The 18,986-nt window shown below is 62.0% G+C and carries 13 protein-coding genes and 1 pseudogene; 12 read left to right on the top strand and 2 right to left on the bottom strand.

What is annotated here, in order from left to right; all coding sequences use genetic code 11:
• The 8 genes and pseudogenes from purF to purB all read left to right on the top strand — a co-directional run bounded on the left by purF (position 1) and on the right by purB (position 11,629).
• Positions 1-1,449 carry an amidophosphoribosyltransferase gene (purF, locus tag TQ39_RS10835; protein ID WP_050005525.1) on the top strand — a complete coding sequence of 483 codons (1,449 nt, stop codon included), beginning with the start codon at positions 1-3 and terminating at the stop codon, positions 1,447-1,449.
• A 23-nt stretch (positions 1,450-1,472) separates the two neighbouring features.
• Positions 1,473-2,510 (top strand): phosphoribosylformylglycinamidine cyclo-ligase, encoded by a 1,038-nt coding sequence (gene purM, locus TQ39_RS10830; protein WP_009323811.1) that lies wholly within the window; start codon positions 1,473-1,475, stop codon positions 2,508-2,510.
• Positions 2,504-3,079: pseudogene (gene purN, locus TQ39_RS21660) on the top strand (phosphoribosylglycinamide formyltransferase); the annotation flags it as partial. The gene purM and the pseudogene purN, both read left to right, overlap by 7 nt.
• A gap of 57 nt (positions 3,080-3,136) precedes the next feature.
• A complete protein-coding gene (locus tag TQ39_RS21655; protein ID WP_050005542.1) occupies positions 3,137-3,856 on the top strand; it encodes an IMP cyclohydrolase in 720 nt (239 codons plus the stop codon).
• A gap of 58 nt (positions 3,857-3,914) precedes the next feature.
• A complete protein-coding gene (locus tag TQ39_RS10820; protein ID WP_050005541.1) occupies positions 3,915-5,087 on the top strand; it encodes a phosphoribosylaminoimidazolecarboxamide formyltransferase in 1,173 nt (390 codons plus the stop codon).
• 85 nt (positions 5,088-5,172) lie between these two features.
• Entirely contained in the window at positions 5,173-6,453 is a 1,281-nt protein-coding gene (gene purD, locus TQ39_RS10815) for a phosphoribosylamine--glycine ligase (RefSeq protein WP_050005524.1), read from the top strand.
• Between the two features lie 19 nt (positions 6,454-6,472).
• Positions 6,473-10,183: a phosphoribosylformylglycinamidine synthase gene (locus tag TQ39_RS10810; protein WP_050005523.1), complete on the top strand. Its 3,711-nt coding sequence runs from the start codon at positions 6,473-6,475 to the stop codon at positions 10,181-10,183.
• 12 nt (positions 10,184-10,195) lie between these two features.
• Entirely contained in the window at positions 10,196-11,629 is a 1,434-nt protein-coding gene (gene purB, locus TQ39_RS10805) for an adenylosuccinate lyase (RefSeq protein ID WP_050005522.1), read from the top strand.
• A gap of 92 nt (positions 11,630-11,721) precedes the next feature.
• Here the strand turns inward: purB and TQ39_RS10800 are convergent, their stop codons facing one another.
• Positions 11,722-12,591 carry a YitT family protein gene (locus TQ39_RS10800; protein WP_050005521.1) on the bottom strand — a complete coding sequence of 290 codons (870 nt, stop codon included), beginning with the start codon at positions 12,589-12,591 and terminating at the stop codon, positions 11,722-11,724.
• A 651-nt stretch (positions 12,592-13,242) separates the two neighbouring features.
• Here TQ39_RS10800 and TQ39_RS10795 point away from each other — a divergent pair.
• From TQ39_RS10795 to TQ39_RS10780, 4 genes are all read left to right on the top strand, one after another.
• Complete coding sequence (locus TQ39_RS10795; RefSeq protein ID WP_050005520.1) at positions 13,243-14,931, top strand: DEAD/DEAH box helicase; 1,689 nt, start codon at positions 13,243-13,245, stop codon at positions 14,929-14,931.
• 115 nt (positions 14,932-15,046) lie between these two features.
• The gene (locus TQ39_RS10790; protein WP_050005519.1) at positions 15,047-15,883 is read left to right on the top strand and encodes a putative RNA methyltransferase; all 837 of its coding nucleotides are present in this window, start codon (positions 15,047-15,049) and stop codon (positions 15,881-15,883) included.
• A gap of 160 nt (positions 15,884-16,043) precedes the next feature.
• Positions 16,044-17,237 (top strand): FprA family A-type flavoprotein, encoded by a 1,194-nt coding sequence (locus TQ39_RS10785; RefSeq protein ID WP_050005518.1) that lies wholly within the window; start codon positions 16,044-16,046, stop codon positions 17,235-17,237.
• 87 nt (positions 17,238-17,324) lie between these two features.
• Positions 17,325-17,438: a rubredoxin-like domain-containing protein gene (locus TQ39_RS10780; RefSeq protein WP_009323825.1), complete on the top strand. Its 114-nt coding sequence runs from the start codon at positions 17,325-17,327 to the stop codon at positions 17,436-17,438.
• 77 nt (positions 17,439-17,515) lie between these two features.
• Here TQ39_RS10780 and spoIIP read toward each other — a convergent pair whose 3' ends face one another.
• Positions 17,516-18,631: a stage II sporulation protein P gene (spoIIP, locus tag TQ39_RS10775; RefSeq protein ID WP_009323828.1), complete on the bottom strand. Its 1,116-nt coding sequence runs from the start codon at positions 18,629-18,631 to the stop codon at positions 17,516-17,518.
• Positions 18,632-18,986: the final 355 nt, after the last annotated feature.

The following is an 18,986-nucleotide window of genomic DNA, read 5'->3' as shown; positions in this document are numbered from 1 at the left end:
ATGATCAAAGACTATCTTGACGAAAAGCTGCATGAAGAGTGCGGCGTGTTCGGCGTTTACCGCCGCGACGCGGACCTGGACGTGGTGGGTACCACCTATTACGGCCTGTACGCGCTGCAGCACCGCGGCCAGGAGAGCTGCGGCATGGCGGTGAACGACGACGGCGTGTTCTACAAACGGCGCGAGCTGGGCCTTGTGAACGACGTGTTCACCAAGGACGTGCTGGAGACGATGCCCCGGGGCAATATGTGCATCGGCCACTGCCGCTATGCCACCACGGGGGTGCCCGTCCGCTCCAATGCGCAGCCCTTTGTGATCCGCCACATCAAGGGACCGATGGCGCTGGCTCACAACGGCAACCTGACAAATTCCGCCGAGCTGCGTTCGGAATTCGAGCTTTCGGGCGCGATCTTCCACTCCACGTCGGATACGGAGGTCATCGCTTACGCCATCACCCGCGAGCGCCTTTCCTCCGACAGCATCGAACAGGCCGTGGAGCAAACGATGGACAGGCTGAAGGGGGCGTATTCGCTGGTGGTGATGAGCCCGCGCAAGCTCATCGCCGCGCGGGACCCGCAGGGCTTCCGCCCGCTGTGCATCGGCAAGCTGGGCGAAAACGACATCATTGCCAGCGAGAGCTGCGCCATCACCGCCGCGGGCGGCGAGTTCGTGCGCGATGTGGAGCCGGGCGAGATCGTGGTGTTTGACGAAAACGGCTGCCGCTCCATCCGCACCCACTGCGGCTGCCCCACAGGCCTGTGCGTGTTTGAATACGTGTACATCGCCCGGCCGGATTCTGTTGTGGACGGCGCTTCCGTACACCGGGCGCGCCGGCGAGCCGGCGCGTTTCTGGCGCTGGAGCACCCTGTGCAGGCGGACGTCGTCATCGGTGTGCCGGATTCGGGCCTGGACGCGGCGCTGGGCTATTCCCAGCAGAGCGGCATCCCTTACGGCATCGGCTTTTTGAAGAACAAATACATCGGCCGAACGTTCATCCAGCCCAACCAGAAGCTGCGGGAGAACACCGTGCGCATCAAGCTGAACCCCATTGCGGACACCGTGAAGGGCCGGCGCGTGGTGCTGGTGGATGATTCCATCGTGCGCGGCACCACCTCGCGGCAGATCGTACAGATGCTGCGGGAAGCCGGGTCCACGGAAGTGCACTTTTTGTCCTCCGCGCCGGAATTTCTGTATCCGTGCTATTTCGGCGTGGACGTGGACAGCCGGGAAAATCTCATCGCCGCCAACCATTCGCTGGAGGAGATGCGGGAGATTTTGGGTGTGGACAGCCTGGGCTTTTTGAGCGTGGACGGAGTGAAGAAGATCGCCGAGGGCTGTAAATGCGGCCTGTGCACGGGCTGCTTTACGGGCAAATACCCGGTGGAGCCGCCCAAAAGCACTGAAAAAAGCAAATTTGAAAAGAAAATTTCCGAAAATATCAACGACTGACCGTCGGGAACAGGAGAAACGATATGAAGAGCTTTTCCGAGAGCTACAAGGCAGCGGGCGTTGACATCACGGCGGGCTATGCCGCGGTGGAGCTGATGAAACAGCATGTGGCGCGTACGATGACGCCGGGCGCCATCGGCGGGCTGGGCGGCTTCGGCGGCCTGTTCGAGCTGGATATGACGGGCCTCACCCACCCGGTGCTGGTCTCCGGCACGGACGGCGTGGGCACGAAGCTGAAGATCGCTTTTCTGATGGACAAGCACGACACCGTGGGCATCGACTGTGTGGCCATGTGCGTCAATGATGTGATCACCTGCGGCGCGAAGCCACTGGTATTTCTGGACTATATCGCCTGCGGAAAGAATTACCCGGAGAAGATCGCCTCCATCGTGGCGGGCGTGGCCGAGGGCTGCGTCCAGGCGGGCGCAGCGCTTGTGGGCGGCGAGACCGCCGAGATGCCGGGCTTTTACCCGGAGCAGGAATACGACCTGGCCGGCTTTACCGTGGGCGTCGTGGAAAAAAGCAAAATCATTGACAATACGAAGATGCAGGCGGGCGACGCCGTCATCGCGCTGCCCTCCAGCGGCGTGCACTCCAACGGCTTTTCTCTTGTGCGCAAGATATTCAATGTGGAGTACGCGGATATCTGGCAGCATTACGACGAGCTTTCCGGCACGCTGGGCGAAACGCTGCTCACGCCCACAAAAATTTACGTCAAGCCCGTGCTGGCGCTGATGGAGCAGGTGGATGTGCGCGCCGTGAGCCACATCACGGGCGGCGGCTTTTATGAGAACATCCCCCGCGCGCTGGCCGCGGGCTGCGTGGCGAAGCTCGAGAAAAAGAGCCTGCGCATGCCGCCCATCTTCCCGCTGCTGCAAAAGGTTGGCAAAATTCCCGAGCGGGACATGTTCAATACGTTCAATATGGGCGTGGGCATGGCTGTCGTCGTGCCCGGCGACAGGGCGGACGAATCCGTGCGCATCCTGAAGGAAGCGGGCGAGGATGCGTACATCCTGGGCGAGATCGCGAAGGGTGCGGAAAAGGGCGTAGAGCTATGCTGAACGTAGCGGTGCTGGTTTCCGGCGGCGGCACGAACCTGCAGGCCATTCTGGACGCAAAGGCCGCGGGCGCGCTGCCCCATGCGAAAATCGCTCTGGTGCTGGCCTCAAAGCCCGGCGTGTACGCGCTGGAGCGCGCGTCCAAAGCGGGCGTGCCCGGCATTGTGGTGGCGCGCAAAAGCTATGCCGCACCGGAGGAATACGACGCGGCGCTGCTGGCCGCGCTGCGGGAGCACCGCATCGACGTGGTGGTGCTGGCGGGCTTTTTGTCCATCCTGGGCCCCAGCGTCATCACCGCGTATTCCGAGCGCATTCTGAACGTGCACCCCAGCCTGATCCCCAGCTTCTGCGGGGCGGGCTATTACGGCCTGCGGGTGCATGAGGCAGCGCTGGCAAAGGGCGTGAAGGTGACGGGCGCGACGGTGCATTTTGTGAACGAAGTGCCGGACGGCGGACGCATCCTGCTGCAGCAGGCCGTGGACGTGCTGCCCGGCGATACGCCGGAAACGCTGCAGAAGCGCGTGATGGAGCAGGCGGAATGGAAGTTGCTGCCCCGGGCGCTGGCGCAGCTGACGGAAGAATTGGACGCGGCGGACGGACCCGCCGCGCCGCGGAAAGAGGAGAAGGATATGGACCATCTGAGCCTTGCGGCGGAGCTTGCCGTAAATACATACCCCGGCCGCGGCATCGTGCTGGGAAGGTCGGAGGACGGCAAAAGCGCCGTCATCGCCTATTTTATCATGGGCCGCAGCGCAAACAGCCGCAACCGCGTGTTCACCGCGAAGGACGGCGGCATCATTACCGAAGCGGCGGACCCCTCCAAGCTGGAGGACCCGTCCCTCATCATCTACGCGCCCGTGCGCGTGCTGGGCAAAACAACCATCGTGACCAACGGCGACCAGACGGATACGATATACGACCACCTGGCCGCGGGCAAGGGCTTTGCCAAGGCGCTGCGCACGCGCACCTTTGAGCCGGATTCCCCCAACTTCACGCCGCGCATCTCGGGCATTGTGAAGGTGAAGGACGGCGCAATGAAGTACAAGCTGTCCATTCTGAAATCCGACGGCGGCAACGCGGATTCCGTGGAACGGTTCTTCTTTGAATACGACCAGCCCGTTGCAGGCGAGGGCCGCTTTATCCATACCTACCGCTGCGACGGCAGCCCCATCCCCAGCTTCGCGGGCGAGCCGGAGCACGTGCGCCTGATGGGCGATATCGACACGTTTACAAGAATGGTCTGGAACAGCCTGAACGAGGACAACAAGGTTTCGCTGTTTGTGCGGTATATCGACCTTGCCACGGGCAAAACGCAGGACCGCATCGTGAACAAATACGAAAAAGTGTAACGCGCCGCCCCGTGTGCGGCAGGGCCGCCGGGGACATCGAATGGGGGTTTTTAAGGATATGAAAGAACTGGAACTGAAATACGGCTGCAACCCGAACCAGCGGCCCGCGCGCATCTTCATGCGGGAGGGCGAGCTGCCCATCACCGTTTTGAACGGCAAACCGGGCTATATCAATTTCCTGGACGCGCTGAACGCGTGGCAGCTTGTAAAAGAGCTGCGCCAGGCCACGGGCCTGCCCGCGGCCGCGTCCTTCAAGCACGTCAGCCCCGCCGGCGCGGCGCTGGGCCTGCCGCTGGACGATACGCTGAAAAAGATGTATTTTGTGGAGGACACCGAGCTTTCCCCGCTGGCCTGCGCCTATGCCCGCGCCCGCGGCGCGGACCGCATGTCCAGCTTCGGGGACTGGATCGCCCTTTCCGACGAATGCGACGAAGCCACGGCGAAGGTCATCCAGCACGAGGTGTCGGACGGCGTTATCGCGCCGGGCTATTCCGCCGCCGCGCTGGCCATCCTGAAAACAAAGCGCAAGGGCGGTTACAACATTGTCGCCATCGACCCATCCTACCAGCCCGCACCTGTGGAGCACAAGGATGTGTTCGGCATCACGTTTGAGCAGGGGCGCAACGAGCTGAAGTTCGGCGACGATACGTTCTCCAATATCGTCACACGGAACAGGGCGCTGACAGACGAGCAGAAGCGGGACCTGACACTGTGCCTGATCGCGCTGAAATACACCCAGTCCAACTCGGTGTGCTATGCCCAGGGCGGGCAGCTCATCGGCGTGGGCGCGGGCCAGCAGAGCCGCATCCACTGTACGCGCCTTGCGGGCAACAAAGCGGACATCTGGCAGCTGCGCCACCACCCCAAGGTGCTGGGCCTGCCGTTCCGTCCCGACGTCTCCCGCCCCAACCGCGACAACGCCATCGACGTGTATATCTCCGACGAATGGGAGGACGTGCTGGGCGACGGCGTGTGGGCGGAGACCTTCACCACACGTCCCGAACCGTTGACGCCCGCCGAAAAAAAAGAATGGCTGTCCAAGGTCACGGGCGTCTGTCTCGGCAGCGACGCATTTTTCCCCTTTGGGGACAACATCGAGCGCGCGCGCCGTTCCGGCGTGACGGCCATCGTGGAGCCGGGCGGCTCCATCCGGGACGGGCAGGTCATTGAAACCTGCGATAAATACGGCATTGTGATGGCGTTCAACGGCATCCGCCTGTTCCACCATTAAAAAGAACGCCGCGCGGCCGCGCCGGGGCGGAGCACGGCTCTGCCCGCGTTTGGCGGCGCGGCGGCGAAAGCAGGGAGGTTGACCTATGAAGGTTCTGGTTGTCGGCGGGGGCGGGCGGGAGCACGCTATCATCCGCAAGCTGAAGGAAAGCCCGCGGCGCCCCGCGCTGTATGCCGCGCCGGGCAACGGCGGTATCGCCAGCGACGCCGTGTGCGTGCCCATCGCCGCCACCGACGTGGCGGGCGTGGTGTCCTTTGCCGTGCAGGAGGGCATCGATTATGTGGTCGTCGCGCCGGACGACCCGCTGGTGCTGGGCATGGTGGACGCGCTGGCGGAAAAGGGCATTCCCGCCTTTGGCCCCAACAAGGCCGCCGCCATTCTGGAAGGCAGCAAGGTGTTCAGCAAAAACCTGATGAAGAAGTACGGCATCCCCACGGCCGCCTACGAGACGTTTGCGGACGCGGGCGAGGCCGCGGCTTATGTGCGCGCCAACCGGAAGTACCCGCTTGTCGTCAAGGCGGACGGCCTTGCGCTGGGCAAGGGCGTGCTGATCTGCGAGGACGAGGCCGCGGCGCTGGCCGCTGTGAAAAGCATCATGGAGGACAGGCAGTTCGGCGCGTCGGGCAGCCGTATCGTCATCGAGGAGTTTCTCACGGGGCCGGAGGTTTCTGTACTCAGCTTTACCGACGGAAAAACCGTCGTGCCCATGGTGTCCAGCATGGACCACAAGCGCGCGCTGGACGGCGACAGGGGCCTGAACACCGGCGGCATGGGCACCATCGCGCCCAACCCCTATTATACGCCGCAGATCGCACAGGTGTGCATGGAGACGATTTTCAAACCCACCGTTGCGGCCATGAACGCGGAGGGCCGGCCCTTCAAAGGCTGTTTGTATTTCGGGCTGATGCTTACGCCCGACGGCCCGAAGGTCATTGAGTACAACTGCCGTTTCGGAGACCCGGAGACCCAGGTGGTGCTGCCGCTTCTGGAGAGCGACCTGCTGGCTGTGATGCAGGCCGCCACCAACGGTACGCTGGCGCAGACGGAAGTAAAATTCAGCGGCCAAAGCGCCGCGTGCGTGGTGCTGGCTTCAGGCGGATACCCGCAGCACTATGAAAAAGGAAAGCCCATCACGGGCCTCGCGGACGGCCAGCTGCCGGGCGGCGGGGCCACCGTGTACCACGCGGGCACGGCCCTTGCGGACAATGTGCTCGTCACCAGCGGCGGGCGCGTGCTGGGCGTCACCGCCGTGGCGGATTCGCTGTTTGACGCCGTGGCCGCGGCCTACGGCGCGGCGGACCAGATCGGCTTTGAGGGGCTGCACCGCCGCTCGGACATCGGCCAGAAGGCGCTTGCCGCGCTGTGAGCCACAGGGAGGAAACGTTATGGTATATCGCATTTATGTGGAAAAGCGTCCCGAATACGCGGTGGAGGCCAGGGGCATTTTGTCCGAGATCCGTCATCTGCTGCGCATCAAAAGCGTGACGGGCCTGCGCCTGCTGAACCGCTACGACGTGGAGGGCATCTCCGAAGAGCTGTTTTCCCAGTGCTGCGGCACCGTGTTCAGTGAGCCGCAGCTGGACTTCACCTATACGGCCGTGCCCGAAGGCGCGGACGCGGTGTTCGCCACCGAGTTCCTGCCCGGCCAGTTCGATCAGCGCGCGGCCAGCGCCGCCGAGTGCATCCAGCTCATCAGCCAGGGCGAGCGGCCGGACGTGCAGTCCGCCCGCGTGTTCCTGCTGTACGGCGCGCCCAGCGCGGAGGAGCTGGCTGAAATTAAAAAATACGTCATCAACCCCGTAGAGGCCCGGGAGGCGTCCCTTGCGGAGAAGGCCACGCTGAAGACCGATTACGCCATCCCAACCACCGTGGAAACGCTGGAGGGCTTCACCGCGCTGGATGAAGCGGGCCTCGCGGATTTTGTAAAGCACTACGGCCTCGCCATGGATGAAGGCGACATCGCCTTCTGCCAAGAATACTTCAAAAGCGAGCGACGGGACCCCACCATCACCGAGATCCGCATGATCGACACTTATTGGAGCGATCACTGCCGCCACACCACTTTCGGCACCATCCTGGACGACGTGCAGATCGAGGACGAGACGGTGAAGGCCGCATGGGAGCGTTATCTTGCGCTGCGCAGGGAGGTGCACGCGGGCAAAAACAAGCCCGTATGCCTGATGGACCTGGGCACCATCGGCGGAAAGTACCTGAAAAAGACCGGCGTGCTGAAGAACATGGACGAATCCGACGAGATCAACGCCTGCAGCGTGCGCATCACCGTGGACAACAACGGTACGGACGAGCCCTGGCTGCTGCTGTTCAAAAACGAGACGCACAACCATCCCACCGAGATCGAGCCGTTCGGCGGCGCGGCCACCTGCATCGGCGGCGCCATCCGGGACCCGCTGGCCAACCGCGGCTATGTGTACCAGGCCATGCGCGTCACCGGGGCGGGCGACCCACTGGTGCCCGTCAGGGATACCATGCCCGGCAAGCTGCCGCAGCGCAAGCTGGTGACGACAGCCGCGGCGGGCTATTCCAGCTACGGCAACCAGATCGGCCTTGCCACCGGTATGGTGGACGAGCTGTACCACCCGGGCTACATCGCCAAGCGTATGGAGATCGGCGCGGTGGTGGGCGCGGTGCCCGAGGCAAACGTGCGCCGTGAGCAGCCCATCCCCGGAGACGTGGTGATCCTGCTGGGCGGCCGCACGGGCCGCGACGGCTGCGGCGGCGCGACAGGGTCCTCCAAAGCCCACAAGCTGGAGAGCCTGGAGACCTGCGGTGCAGAGGTGCAGAAGGGCAATGCGCCTGTGGAGCGCAAGCTGCAGCGCCTGTTCCGCACAAAGGAAGCAACGCGGATGATCAAGCGCTGCAACGACTTCGGCGCGGGCGGTGTTTCCGTCGCCATCGGTGAGCTGGCCGACGGCCTTTCCATTGACTTGAACGCCGTACCGAAAAAATATGACGGGCTGGACGGCACCGAGCTTGCCATCTCCGAGAGCCAGGAGCGCATGGCCGTTGTGGTGGCGAAGGAGGACGCGGAGAAATTCATTGCCGCAGCCAACAGGGAAAATCTGGAGGCCACCGTCGTGGCCGAGGTGACGGCGGAGCCGCGCCTTGTCATGCGCTGGAACGGCAATATCATCTGCGACATCAAGCGCAAATTCCTGAACTCCAACGGCGCGGAGAAGCATATGGACGTGCGCGTGCCGGCACGCAGCGTGGAACCCTGCAAAGCGCCGGAGGGCACGCTTGAGGAAAAACTGACCGCGCTGATGAGCGATCTGAACACCTGCAGCAAAAAAGGACTGTCCGAACGGTTCGATTCCACCATCGGCGCGGGTACGGTACTGATGCCTTTCGGCGGCCGGACACAGCTCACGCCCGTGCAGGCAATGGCGGCAAAGCTGCCCGTGCCCCACGGCGAGACAAAGACCTGCTCCGGCATGGCCTGGGGTTACAACCCTTTCATCGCCGAACAGAGCGAGTACCACAGCGCCTACCTGGCCGTGGCCGAGAGCGTTTCCAAGCTGGTGGCCACCGGTTTTTCCGCCAAAAACGCCTATCTCACGTTCCAGGAATACTTCGAGCGCCTGGGCGCGGACCCCACCCGCTGGGGCCGGCCCATGGCCAGCCTGCTGGGCGCGCTGGACGCGCAGGTGGAACTGGGCGTCGCTGCCATCGGCGGCAAGGACTCCATGTCCGGCTCGTTTGAAAACATCGACGTGCCGCCCACGCTGGTCAGCTTTGCTGTTGCCGCGGGCAATACGGACAATGTCGTCAGCCCGGAGTTCAAGCTGCCCGGCTCGAAGCTGGTGCTGCTGAGCCCGGCCATGCGCGACGGCCTGCTGCCCAATGCCGGGAGCCTGAAGCTGCTGTGGGCGCAGGTGGAGACGCTCATCAAAGAGAAAAAGGTGCTTTCTGCCTACACGCCGTCCATGGGCGGTCTGGCCGAGGCACTGTTCAAAATGGGCCTGGGCAACCGCCTGGGCGTGCGTTTCGCCCCGGGCTTTGACGCCGCAAAGCTGTTCGGCTACGCCTATGGCAGCTTTGTGCTGGAGCTGGCGGAGGACATCGACGTGGGCACGCCCATCGGCGAGACAACAGCGCGCTATGTGTGGGAACTGAACGGCGAGACAGCCGACCTGGCCAAAGTGCAGGAAGCCTATGAAGCAAAGCTGGAGCCGGTGCTGCCCTACCGTACGGCAGAGGCAGCCGGGCCGGCGCAGGAGGCGCCCGCGCTGAAGTACGAGGCGCTGAACCGCGTGGCGCCCAAGGTGGGCACAGCAAAGCCCCGCGTGCTGATCCCGGTGTTCCCGGGCACAAACTGCGAGTACGATTCCGCCCGCGCCATGGAGCGCGCCGGGGCCGAGCCCGAGGTATTCGTCATCAACAACCTCACCCCGGCCCATGTGGCCGAGAGCGTGGCTGCTGTGAAGGAGCTCATCGGGCGCAGCCAGATGATCTTCCTGCCGGGCGGTTTCTCCGGCGGCGACGAGCCGGAGGGCAGCGCCAAGTTCATCACGGCGTTTTTCCGCAACCCGGCCATCACCGAGGCCGTGCGCGGGCTGCTGCAAAAGCGCGACGGCCTGATGCTGGGCATCTGCAACGGCTTCCAGGCGCTCATCAAGCTGGGCCTTGTGCCCTTCGGCGATATCGTGGAGACGGATGATACCTGCCCCACGCTGACATTCAACACCATCGGCCGCCACCAGAGTATGCTGGTGCGCACCCGTGTGGCGTCGAACCTTTCGCCCTGGCTGCAGTATACAAAGCCGGGCGATGTGCACACGGTGGCCGTCAGCCATGGCGAAGGCCGCTTCGTGGCCGGAGCCGAAACGCTGGACCGCCTAGTGAAAAACGGGCAGATCGCCACCCAGTATGTAGACCTGTCCGGCAAGCCCACCATGGACGTGCGCCACAACCCCAACGGCAGCTACTATGCCGTGGAGGGCATCACCAGCCCGGACGGCCGTGTACTGGGCAAGATGGGCCATTCCGAGCGCAGCGGCGACAACCTGTATAAGAACGTGGACGGCAACAAATACCAGAAGCTGTTTGAGGGCGGCGTGGATTACTTCAAACTGTAAGAGGAGAGCACAATGGCACACGATACCTATACTTCCCCGTTCCAGACGCGTTACGCGTCGAAAGAGATGCAGTACATCTTCTCGGAGGACAATAAATTCAAGACGTGGCGCAGGCTGTGGATCGCGCTGGCGAAGGCCGAGCAGAAGCAGGGCCTGCCCATCACCGACGCGCAGATCGCCGAGCTGGAGGCGCACAAGGACGACATCAATTACGATGTGGCCGCCGCCCGGGAAAAGGAGTGCCGCCACGACGTGATGAGCCACGTCTATGCCTACGGCGTGCAGTGCCCGGAGGCAAAGGGCATCATCCATCTGGGGGCCACCAGCTGCTATGTGGGCGACAATACCGATATCCTTGTCATGCGCGAGGGGCTGGAGGTAGTGCGCCGCAAGCTGCTGAACGTGATGGCCCTGTTGGCAGAATTCGCGGACGAATACAAGGCCATGCCCGCGCTGGCCTACACACATCTGCAGCCCGCGCAGCTCACCACCGTGGGCAAGCGCGCCGCGCTGTGGCTGGGCGAGCTGTATATGGATTACGCCGAAATCGAGACGCGCATCAAGGGGCTTGCGCTGCTGGGCAGCAAGGGCACCACGGGCACACAGGCCAGCTTTGTAGAGCTGTTTGAGGGCGACGACGCAAAAATCAAGGCGGTGGAGGCCGACATCGCCGCCGCGCTGGGTTTTGAAAAAGTGGTTCCCGTTTCGGGCCAGACGTATTCCCGCAAAGTGGACTACAATGTGCTGTCCGCGCTGTCCGGCGTTGCGCAGAGCGCCATGAAGTTCGGCAACGACATGCGCCTGCTGGCCAATTTCAAGGAGATGGAGGAACCGTTTGAGAAAAACCAGATCGGTTCGTCCGCCATGCCCTACAAACGCAATCCCATGCGGTGCGAGCGCATCTGCGCGCTGGCCCGCTACGTGATGATCGACGTGCTGAACCCCGCGTTCACCGCGGGCACACAGTGGTTTGAACGCACGCTGGACGATTCCGCCAACAAGCGCGTGGCCGTGGCCGAGGGCTTTTTGGCCGTGGACGCCATTCTGAACATCATGCTCAACGTGTGCGACGGCCTGGTGGTATACCCAAAGGTCATCCGAAGCCGCATTATGGCGGAGCTGCCCTTCATGGCCAGCGAAAACATCATGATGAGCGCCGTCAAGAAAGGCGGCGACCGCCAGGAGCTGCACGAGAAGATCCGTGTCTATGCGCAGCAGGCGGCAAAGGTCGTGAAAGAGGAGGGCGGCAAAAACGACCTCATCGAGCGCATCTGCGCCGACTCCTCTTTCGGGCTGGATTACGAGGAGATCGAGGCCATCCTCAAGCCGGAGGACTTCACGGGCCGCAGCGCCGCACAGGTAGAGGAATTCCTGGCGGATTGCATCCGCCCGCTTCTGGAGGAAAACCGCGCGCTGCTGGGAGAGAAAGCTGAACTTTCTGTATAATCAGATGGGAAAATTACAAAAAACCGCCCCGGTATGCAACAAAGCGCCGGAGCGGTTTTTTGTGTAAAAGGAAAAGCAGGCAGGCGCGCCGTTCAGATGGCGCGGAAGCCCTTGCCGATGGTCTCGCTGGAATTGACGATGGTGATGAAAGCGCCGGGATCCGTCCGGCGGATGTAATTGCGCAGGGAGACAGCTTCGCGCCGGTTCAGCACCGTGGTGATGACCTGCTCGTCCCGGCCCGAAAAGGCGCCGTGGGCCGTATATACGGTAGCGCCGCGGTGCAGCGTGCCCATGATGAACTCATTGATCTTGTCCGGCTGGCGGGACACGATGGTGACCTTTTTGCGCACGTTGATGCCTTCGATGACGCCGTCCACCACAAAGGCCTTGGCCAGCAGGCCCAGCACGCAGTACAGGCCTGTGCGCACGCCGTACAGCCCGCCGGCAAACAGCGCGATGCAGAAATCCGAAACGAGCAGCGCCTTGCCGATCTCCAGACTCGTGTATTTGGAAAGGATCATGGCAATGATGTCGGTGCCGCCGCTGGAGGCGCCGATGTTAAAAATAATAGCGCTGCCCGCCGCAGGCAGGATAACGGCGTAGCACAGCTCCAGGAACGTGTCGTCCGTAAACGGGCGGGCCATGGGCACGGCGCGCTCCAGCACCCAGACATAGAACGAGAGCGCCACCGAAGAGTAAAGCGTGGCCCCGATGACCGCGCGCCCCAGAAACACCAGCCCCAGCACGATGAGCACGCCGTTGATGATAAACATGAACGTGCCCACATCCATATGCGGCAGCAGCGTGGCCGCGATGATGGAGATGCCGGACGTACCGCCCATTGCAAAATTATTGGGTGATTTGAAAAAATGGATGCCTGCCGCCAGCAGCACAAGGCCGAAGTTGAGCAGCAGGAACCAGATGATATGCGCGCGGGTAAAGATTTTTTTAGCAGCTTCCATCTTGGGGTTTCTCCCGTTCTGTGGTATAATATGTCCGGTTGGTGAATGCGAGCCGCAGGCGAAGCATGAGCCTGGCGGCATAGATACCATGTTTCTTAGTGAACACGAGCGGTACGCGAAGTGCGAGCTTAGAAATATGGTATAATAACCTCAAAGCCGCCGCATGTGCGGCCGGGCGTGTGCGTGGCACACGCCCCTGTGCTAACGCACAGAGCTTTGAGAACATTGAACCATGCAAAACCGCAACAAGTGCGGTTTTGTTGAGGTTGCGTCGCGGCGTCATGGTATAATAACCTCAAAGCCGCCGCATGCGCGGCCGCGCGTGTGCACTGCACACGCCCCTGTGCTGACGCACAGGGCTTTGAGGACATTGAACCATGCAAAACCGCAGCAGGTGCGGTTTTGTTCTAGCCACGGCTGGCGGAGACATGATATAATATATAATAATATGGGGTTTTTTAGCCGTTTCCGCAATGTTTTGTCTCTGACCGCCCCCATTTTAGCACACTGTCCGCGTCGGTACAAGCCGCGCGGAGCCTGCCGGAAAAATTTTTTGCCCGGTGCGGGCCGCGCCCGCGAAAAAATATGTTTTTATTGCCCGGGACAGAAGGTGTGCGCGTCCCGCGATAAGGAAAGATTGGAACCCACTGCATGAAATTCAGCGATTTGAACCTGATTCCCCCAATTTTGAAAGCCGCCGCCGAGGCGGGCTACGAAGAACCGTCTCCCATTCAGCAAAAAGCCATTCCGCCCGTACTGGCCGGGCGGGACCTGCTGGGCTGCGCTCAGACCGGAACCGGCAAGACCGCCGCGTTCGCCATGCCCATTCTGCAGCGTCTGGCGGCTGCGCCAGCACCTTCGGGCGGGCGCCCCATCCGAGCGCTCATTCTCACGCCGACCCGCGAGCTTGCGCTGCAGATCGACGAAAGCTTTGCGGCCTACGGCCGCCATATGCGCCTTGCACACTGCGTTATTTTCGGCGGCGTGAACCAGAATCCCCAGGTGGCCCGGCTGAAAAAGGGCGTAGATATCCTGACAGCCACGCCCGGCCGCCTGAACGATCTCATCGGACAGGGCTATATCGACCTGAAAAATGTTGAGATATTCGTATTGGACGAAGCCGACCGTATGCTGGACATGGGCTTTGTACATGATGTGAAGCGGGTGCTCGCCTGCCTTCCGGGGCAAAAGCAGACGCTGCTGTTCTCGGCCACCATGCCGCGGGAGATCGAGGAGCTGGCCGACGGCCTGCTCCACGGCCCGGAAAAGGTGATGGTCGCGCCGCCCGCCACGACGGTGGAGCGCATTGAGCAAAGCGTTTATTTTGTGGACAAGGGCAACAAGCGCCACCTGCTGGCGCAGCTGCTGCAAAAACCGGAGGTGACCAGCGCGCTGGTGTTCACCCGCACCAAGCATGGGGCGGACCGCGTTGTGCGGGAGCTTGCCCGCGCGGGCATCGGGGCTATGGCCATCCACGGCAACAAAAGCCAGAACGCCCGGCAGGACGCGCTGGGCCGCTTCAAGGACGGCCGTATCCGCGTGCTGGTGGCCACGGACATTGCCGCCCGCGGCATTGACGTCAGCGGCCTTTCCCATGTGTTCAACTATGATCTGCCCAATATCCCCGAGACATATGTGCACAGGATCGGGCGCACGGGGCGCGCGGGGCACGCGGGCGTGGCCGTAAGCTTCTGCGACTTTGAGGAAAAGGAATATCTGGCGGATATTGAAAAGCTGACGCACATCCGCATCCCGTCCGTGGAACACGAGTGGCCGATGCAGGTGTTTGAAAAAGAAGAGAAACAGACGCAGGGGCGCGGCCAGCGCGCGCCGCGTACCGAGCGCGCGCCTGCCGTGCGGCCGGCCGTACAGGCGCAGCAGCAGGCCCCTGCGCGGAAAAAGCCGGTCCGGGCCGCCGCCCGGCCGGAAAAAAGTGAGGAATTTCAAATGGAACAGACGAATACGCCACAGCGCCCGCAGCAGGACGGCGCGGCCCCGGCCGAAAGTGCAAAGCGCCGCCGTCGGCGCGGCGGCCGCCGCCATAAGAGCGGCGGGCAGGGCCCGGCTGCAGCCAGCCAGGCGCCGCAGAAAAAAGAGAGTGCTCCGCAGGCGCAGCCCCAGCAGCCCCAAAAGGAGAAACCGGCAAACGGCGCGCCGCGCGGCAAGAACGGACGCGGCGAAAAAGCCGAGCACGCGCCCCGCGCTGAAAAGAGCGCAAAGTCTGCAAAAGAGGAGCCGCGCTTTTCCGAGGTGGACGACAGCATCCAGCTTATCGCACGTAGGGCCCCTGCACAAAAATATGCCAGCTTTGAAGAGTATATGAAGGCGCACGAAGAATAAGCACCGCGGATATACGGCAGGGCGCGGCGCGCCGGGCACACGCCCGCGCCGCGCCTTTTTTGCGCCTGCCGCACCGCGGCGCCGCCCGGAAAAACATGCGAAAGGGAGCGATACCATGGAGCTTTTCCGCTGCCCGGTGTGCGGGGCGCCGCTGACACGCGGCGCCCGCGTCCTGGTCTGTCCCAAACGCCACAGTTTTGACCTCGCGGCTGAGGGCTACGCCCATCTTCTGCCGGCCGCCCAGATGCACGCCAAAATCCCCGGCGACAGCAGGGAGATGGTGGCGGCCCGCCGCCGGTTTCTGGATACGGGCGGGTATGCCTGCTTTTCCGACGGGCTGAATGCGCTTGTCTGCAGCCTGCTTATGGAGCTGCCGGCTCCCTCATTGGTAGACGCGGGCTGTGGGGAAGGGTATTATACCGCCCGTCTTGTACAGGCGCTGCGCGCATCAGGCAAAACGCCGTCGGCGGCCGCGTTCGATATTTCCAAATTCGCGGTAAAGGCAGCGGCCAGGCGGGACAAGGCACATGCCGTGCAGTGGGCGGTGGCCAGCAGCTTCGCCATCCCGGTGGCCGATGCGGCGGCGGATTGCCTGGTCGATATTTTCAGCCCGGCCGCCGCACAGGAATTTGCCCGTGTGGTGAAGCCCGGCGGAGCATTCGTGTTTGCGGTGCCCGGCCCGCGCCACCTGTACGGCCTTAAGGAGGTGCTCTACGAGCGCCCTTACGAAAATACGGTGCAGGATGTCGCTTATCCCGGCTTTGCGCTGGAGCAGAGGATACCCGTACACAGCATGCTCACCGTGACGGGCAGCACGATCCTGGACCTGTTTGCGATGACGCCTTATTATTGGAAAACGCCCCGCTCCGGCGCTGAAAGGCTGGCCTCGCTGGATACGCTTACAACAGAACTGCATTTTGATTTTCTGATCTACCGCCGGGCGCATGCGTGAAACGGCTGCCGGCATGGAACAGATAAAAGGTCTCCGGTACCGCGGTTTGCCGGAGATTTTTTGCATATACTAGAAGTGCGCGCCTGGCCCGGTCCTTGCGGCTTTCAACAAAATAAGATAAAATGTATGATGCAAAACCGATAAAAGGAGATTGGATTTTATGGGCGCTTTACAGGCGAAAGAAAACATCTGGTACGTGGGCGTGCAGGATCCCGGCCTGCGCGTGTTCGATATCATCATGCATTCAGACCACGGTACTTCCTACAATTCCTATATCGTGAAGGGCACTGAAAAAACGGTGCTGTTCGAGACGAGCAAGGAGCCGTTCTTTGAGGAGTTCCTTGCCAATATCCGCGAGGTGTGCGACCCGGCTTCTCTGGATTATATCGTCGTCAACCATACCGAGCCGGACCACACGGGCAGCATGAAGCGGCTGCTGGAGCTTGCGCCCGGCGCCACGGTGCTGGGCAGCGGAACGGCGCTGACGTTTTTGAAAGAAATCGTCAACGGCCCGTTTCCGTCCCGCGCCGTCACGGAGAAGGACGAGATTGACCTGGGCGGTCTGACGATGAAATTCCTCAGTGTGCCCATGCTTCATTGGCCCGACAGCATGTATACGTACATCCCGGAGCTGAAAGCCCTGTTTACCTGCGACAGCTTTGGCTGCCATTATGCCGACCCGCGCGTATTCAACGACCTCATCGACGGCGATTTCACTCCCGCGTACAAATATTATTTCGACCACATCATCGGGCCGTTCAAAGACCCGTTCATGCGCAGCGCACTGGATAAGATCGGCAGCCTGCCCGTGGAGTTTGTGGGCAACGGCCACGGCCCCGTGCTGCGCAGCGGCGTGCAGAAGTATTTTGACATGTACCGCACCTGGTGCCGGCCTGAACAGAGGCCGGAAAAAGTGGTGGCAGTTGCCTACGTTTCCGCTTACGGCTATACGCGCCGCCTGGCCGAGCACATCCGCGACGGCTTGAAGGAAGGCGGCGTGCGTGTGGAAATGTACGACCTCGTCTCCGACGACACCGCCGCTGCAAAGGCCGCGGTAGCCGCGGCGGACGGCTTTTTGCTGGGCAGCCCCACGCTGGTCGGCGACGCGCTGCCTCCAGTGTACGAAATGTTTCTTGGCCTGAACCCCATCATCCACAAGGGCAAGCCGGCGGGTGCGTTCGGCAGCTACGGCTGGAGCGGCGAGGCGGTTCCCAATCTGACTGCGCGCATGCAGCAGCTTCGGCTGAGCCTGCCGCTGGAGGGCATGCGTGTCCGGTTCTGCCCCACACAGGAGGACCTGGCTGCAGCCGTACAGTTCGGCCGGGATTTTGCCAAAGCCGTGCGCGGTGAATGATTCTTTTTTAAAAACTATTGCATTGTATTATCAATTGGCATATAATATCAATAGGTGAAACGAAATGAATAAAAGGAGGTTAGTATTATGAAAAAATGGAGATGCACGATTTGCGGCCAGACATTTGAGGGCGACGTTCCTCCCGTGCCGTGCCCCGTTTGCGGCGCCGGTGAAGAGGCCTTTGAAGAAGTGGCGGAATAAGACTGTACCAATAATAAAAGCCCCGTGCGTATGCGCGGGGCTTTTTGCGTGGCCGAAGAGTTTATATACGGGCGCGTTCAGCCCTCTGCAAACAAAGCAGCCAGGGCCTGACCAACCAGGCGGCCGGAGTATTTGGCCTCTTCCAAAGTATTGGCATGGCCGCCCATCTCAATGAGCAGGCTGCCGGTCGTAAGATCCTGATTGTAATAGCGGTAGTCGAACAGCACAGGCCGTGTGAGGCCGGGGAACATGCTTTCCATCTTATCCTGCCAGCGGCTGGCAAAGCGGAGGTTCTGTTTAAAATTGGGCAGATTGCCGTCCACGTCTGCGCCGCAGATGATCATGACCTGGGCGGCTTTCATGCCGCCGATGTCCGCCACGGGCTTGACACGGGTGCCGTCGTCCCGCTGGATGGCGTCGCGGTGGACGTCCAGCACCACCTTGATGCTGGGATACCGCTCCAGATAACTGCGCACGGTGGCGTTGCTTTTGGCGTAGCTGCCGTTGTAGCTTGGGTAATCGTGCAGGGTGGTGTCGTGCAGGGTGTTTACGCCCGCCGCGTTGAGCTGAGCAGCCATTTCGGCTCCTACTGCGGCCATATTGACAGAAAGATCCGTGCTGCGGGCGGAAAACGCCGGATCGCACCAGTTTTTTTCCTCCAGTTCGTAGGTTTCTGTGGTGTGCGTGTGCATAATGAGTACCTGAGGCTCCGCGCTGTTCAGCTCCACCTGGAACGGAAGCGTCTGCATCATTTCCGCGGCTACCTCGCTGTCAGGCAGGTCGGTGCTGTTGCGCACGGTGGCTGCGCCGCTGGAAACATAGCCCGCACCCGCGCCCTGCTCGTAATGCGCTTCCAGCAGCGGGGCCATGCCATCGGGAATGGGGCCGTCCGGTACGGAGGAAGCGCCGGAAGATACGCTTTGCGCTTCGCTCTGAGGCAGCATTTCCTCCTCGGTCGGGCCCACCGTCCAGAAGCCTGCCTCGGGATCGTCCTCATCGATAGGCTGCGCCGTGGGCACTGCGTCCTCGTCCATGGCGTCGTCCAGCACTCGCCGGGTTGCGGCCAGCGCTGCATTCGGCGCGCACAGAATGCTGCTGAAATACGCGGCAGCCTGCGGGAGGGAAAAGGACGGCGCGGCGAAGGCCGTGCTGCCCAGCGTGGCCAGCGTCAGCAGGCCCGCCAGCACGGGCATTACAATATGCCGCCTTCTGCGCCGCTTGTACATTTTGACATCACCTCATGCAATTTATATGCATAGGGGGTGGGGAAAAGTCCGGCCCGGATAAAATTTTGGACAGGCTGTCCGCCCGGTTTCGGAGGGCGCGCGGCGGAGAGAAAAAACTTCCGCTTACAATTGGGGGCAAAATGTGGTATACTATAAACAGGAAATGCCGCAGCGGCGGCAAAACGGGATACTGAAAAATTGCAGCGTGTGGTTTTGAGGAACGTAAGTCCGGCTGTCAAAACCGCACGCTGTTTTGATTTTTGGCGGAGCGAAGCGCAGGGGAGGGAGCACGGCGCGGCGCGTCCGCCTGTTCGGGACGAAA

Source organism: Ruthenibacterium lactatiformans (genome assembly GCF_000949455.1).
GTDB lineage: Bacteria > Bacillota > Clostridia > Oscillospirales > Ruminococcaceae > Ruthenibacterium > Ruthenibacterium lactatiformans.
The sequence above is the reverse complement of the archived record's forward strand: the minus strand, read 5'-3'. Positions and strand labels throughout refer to the sequence as shown.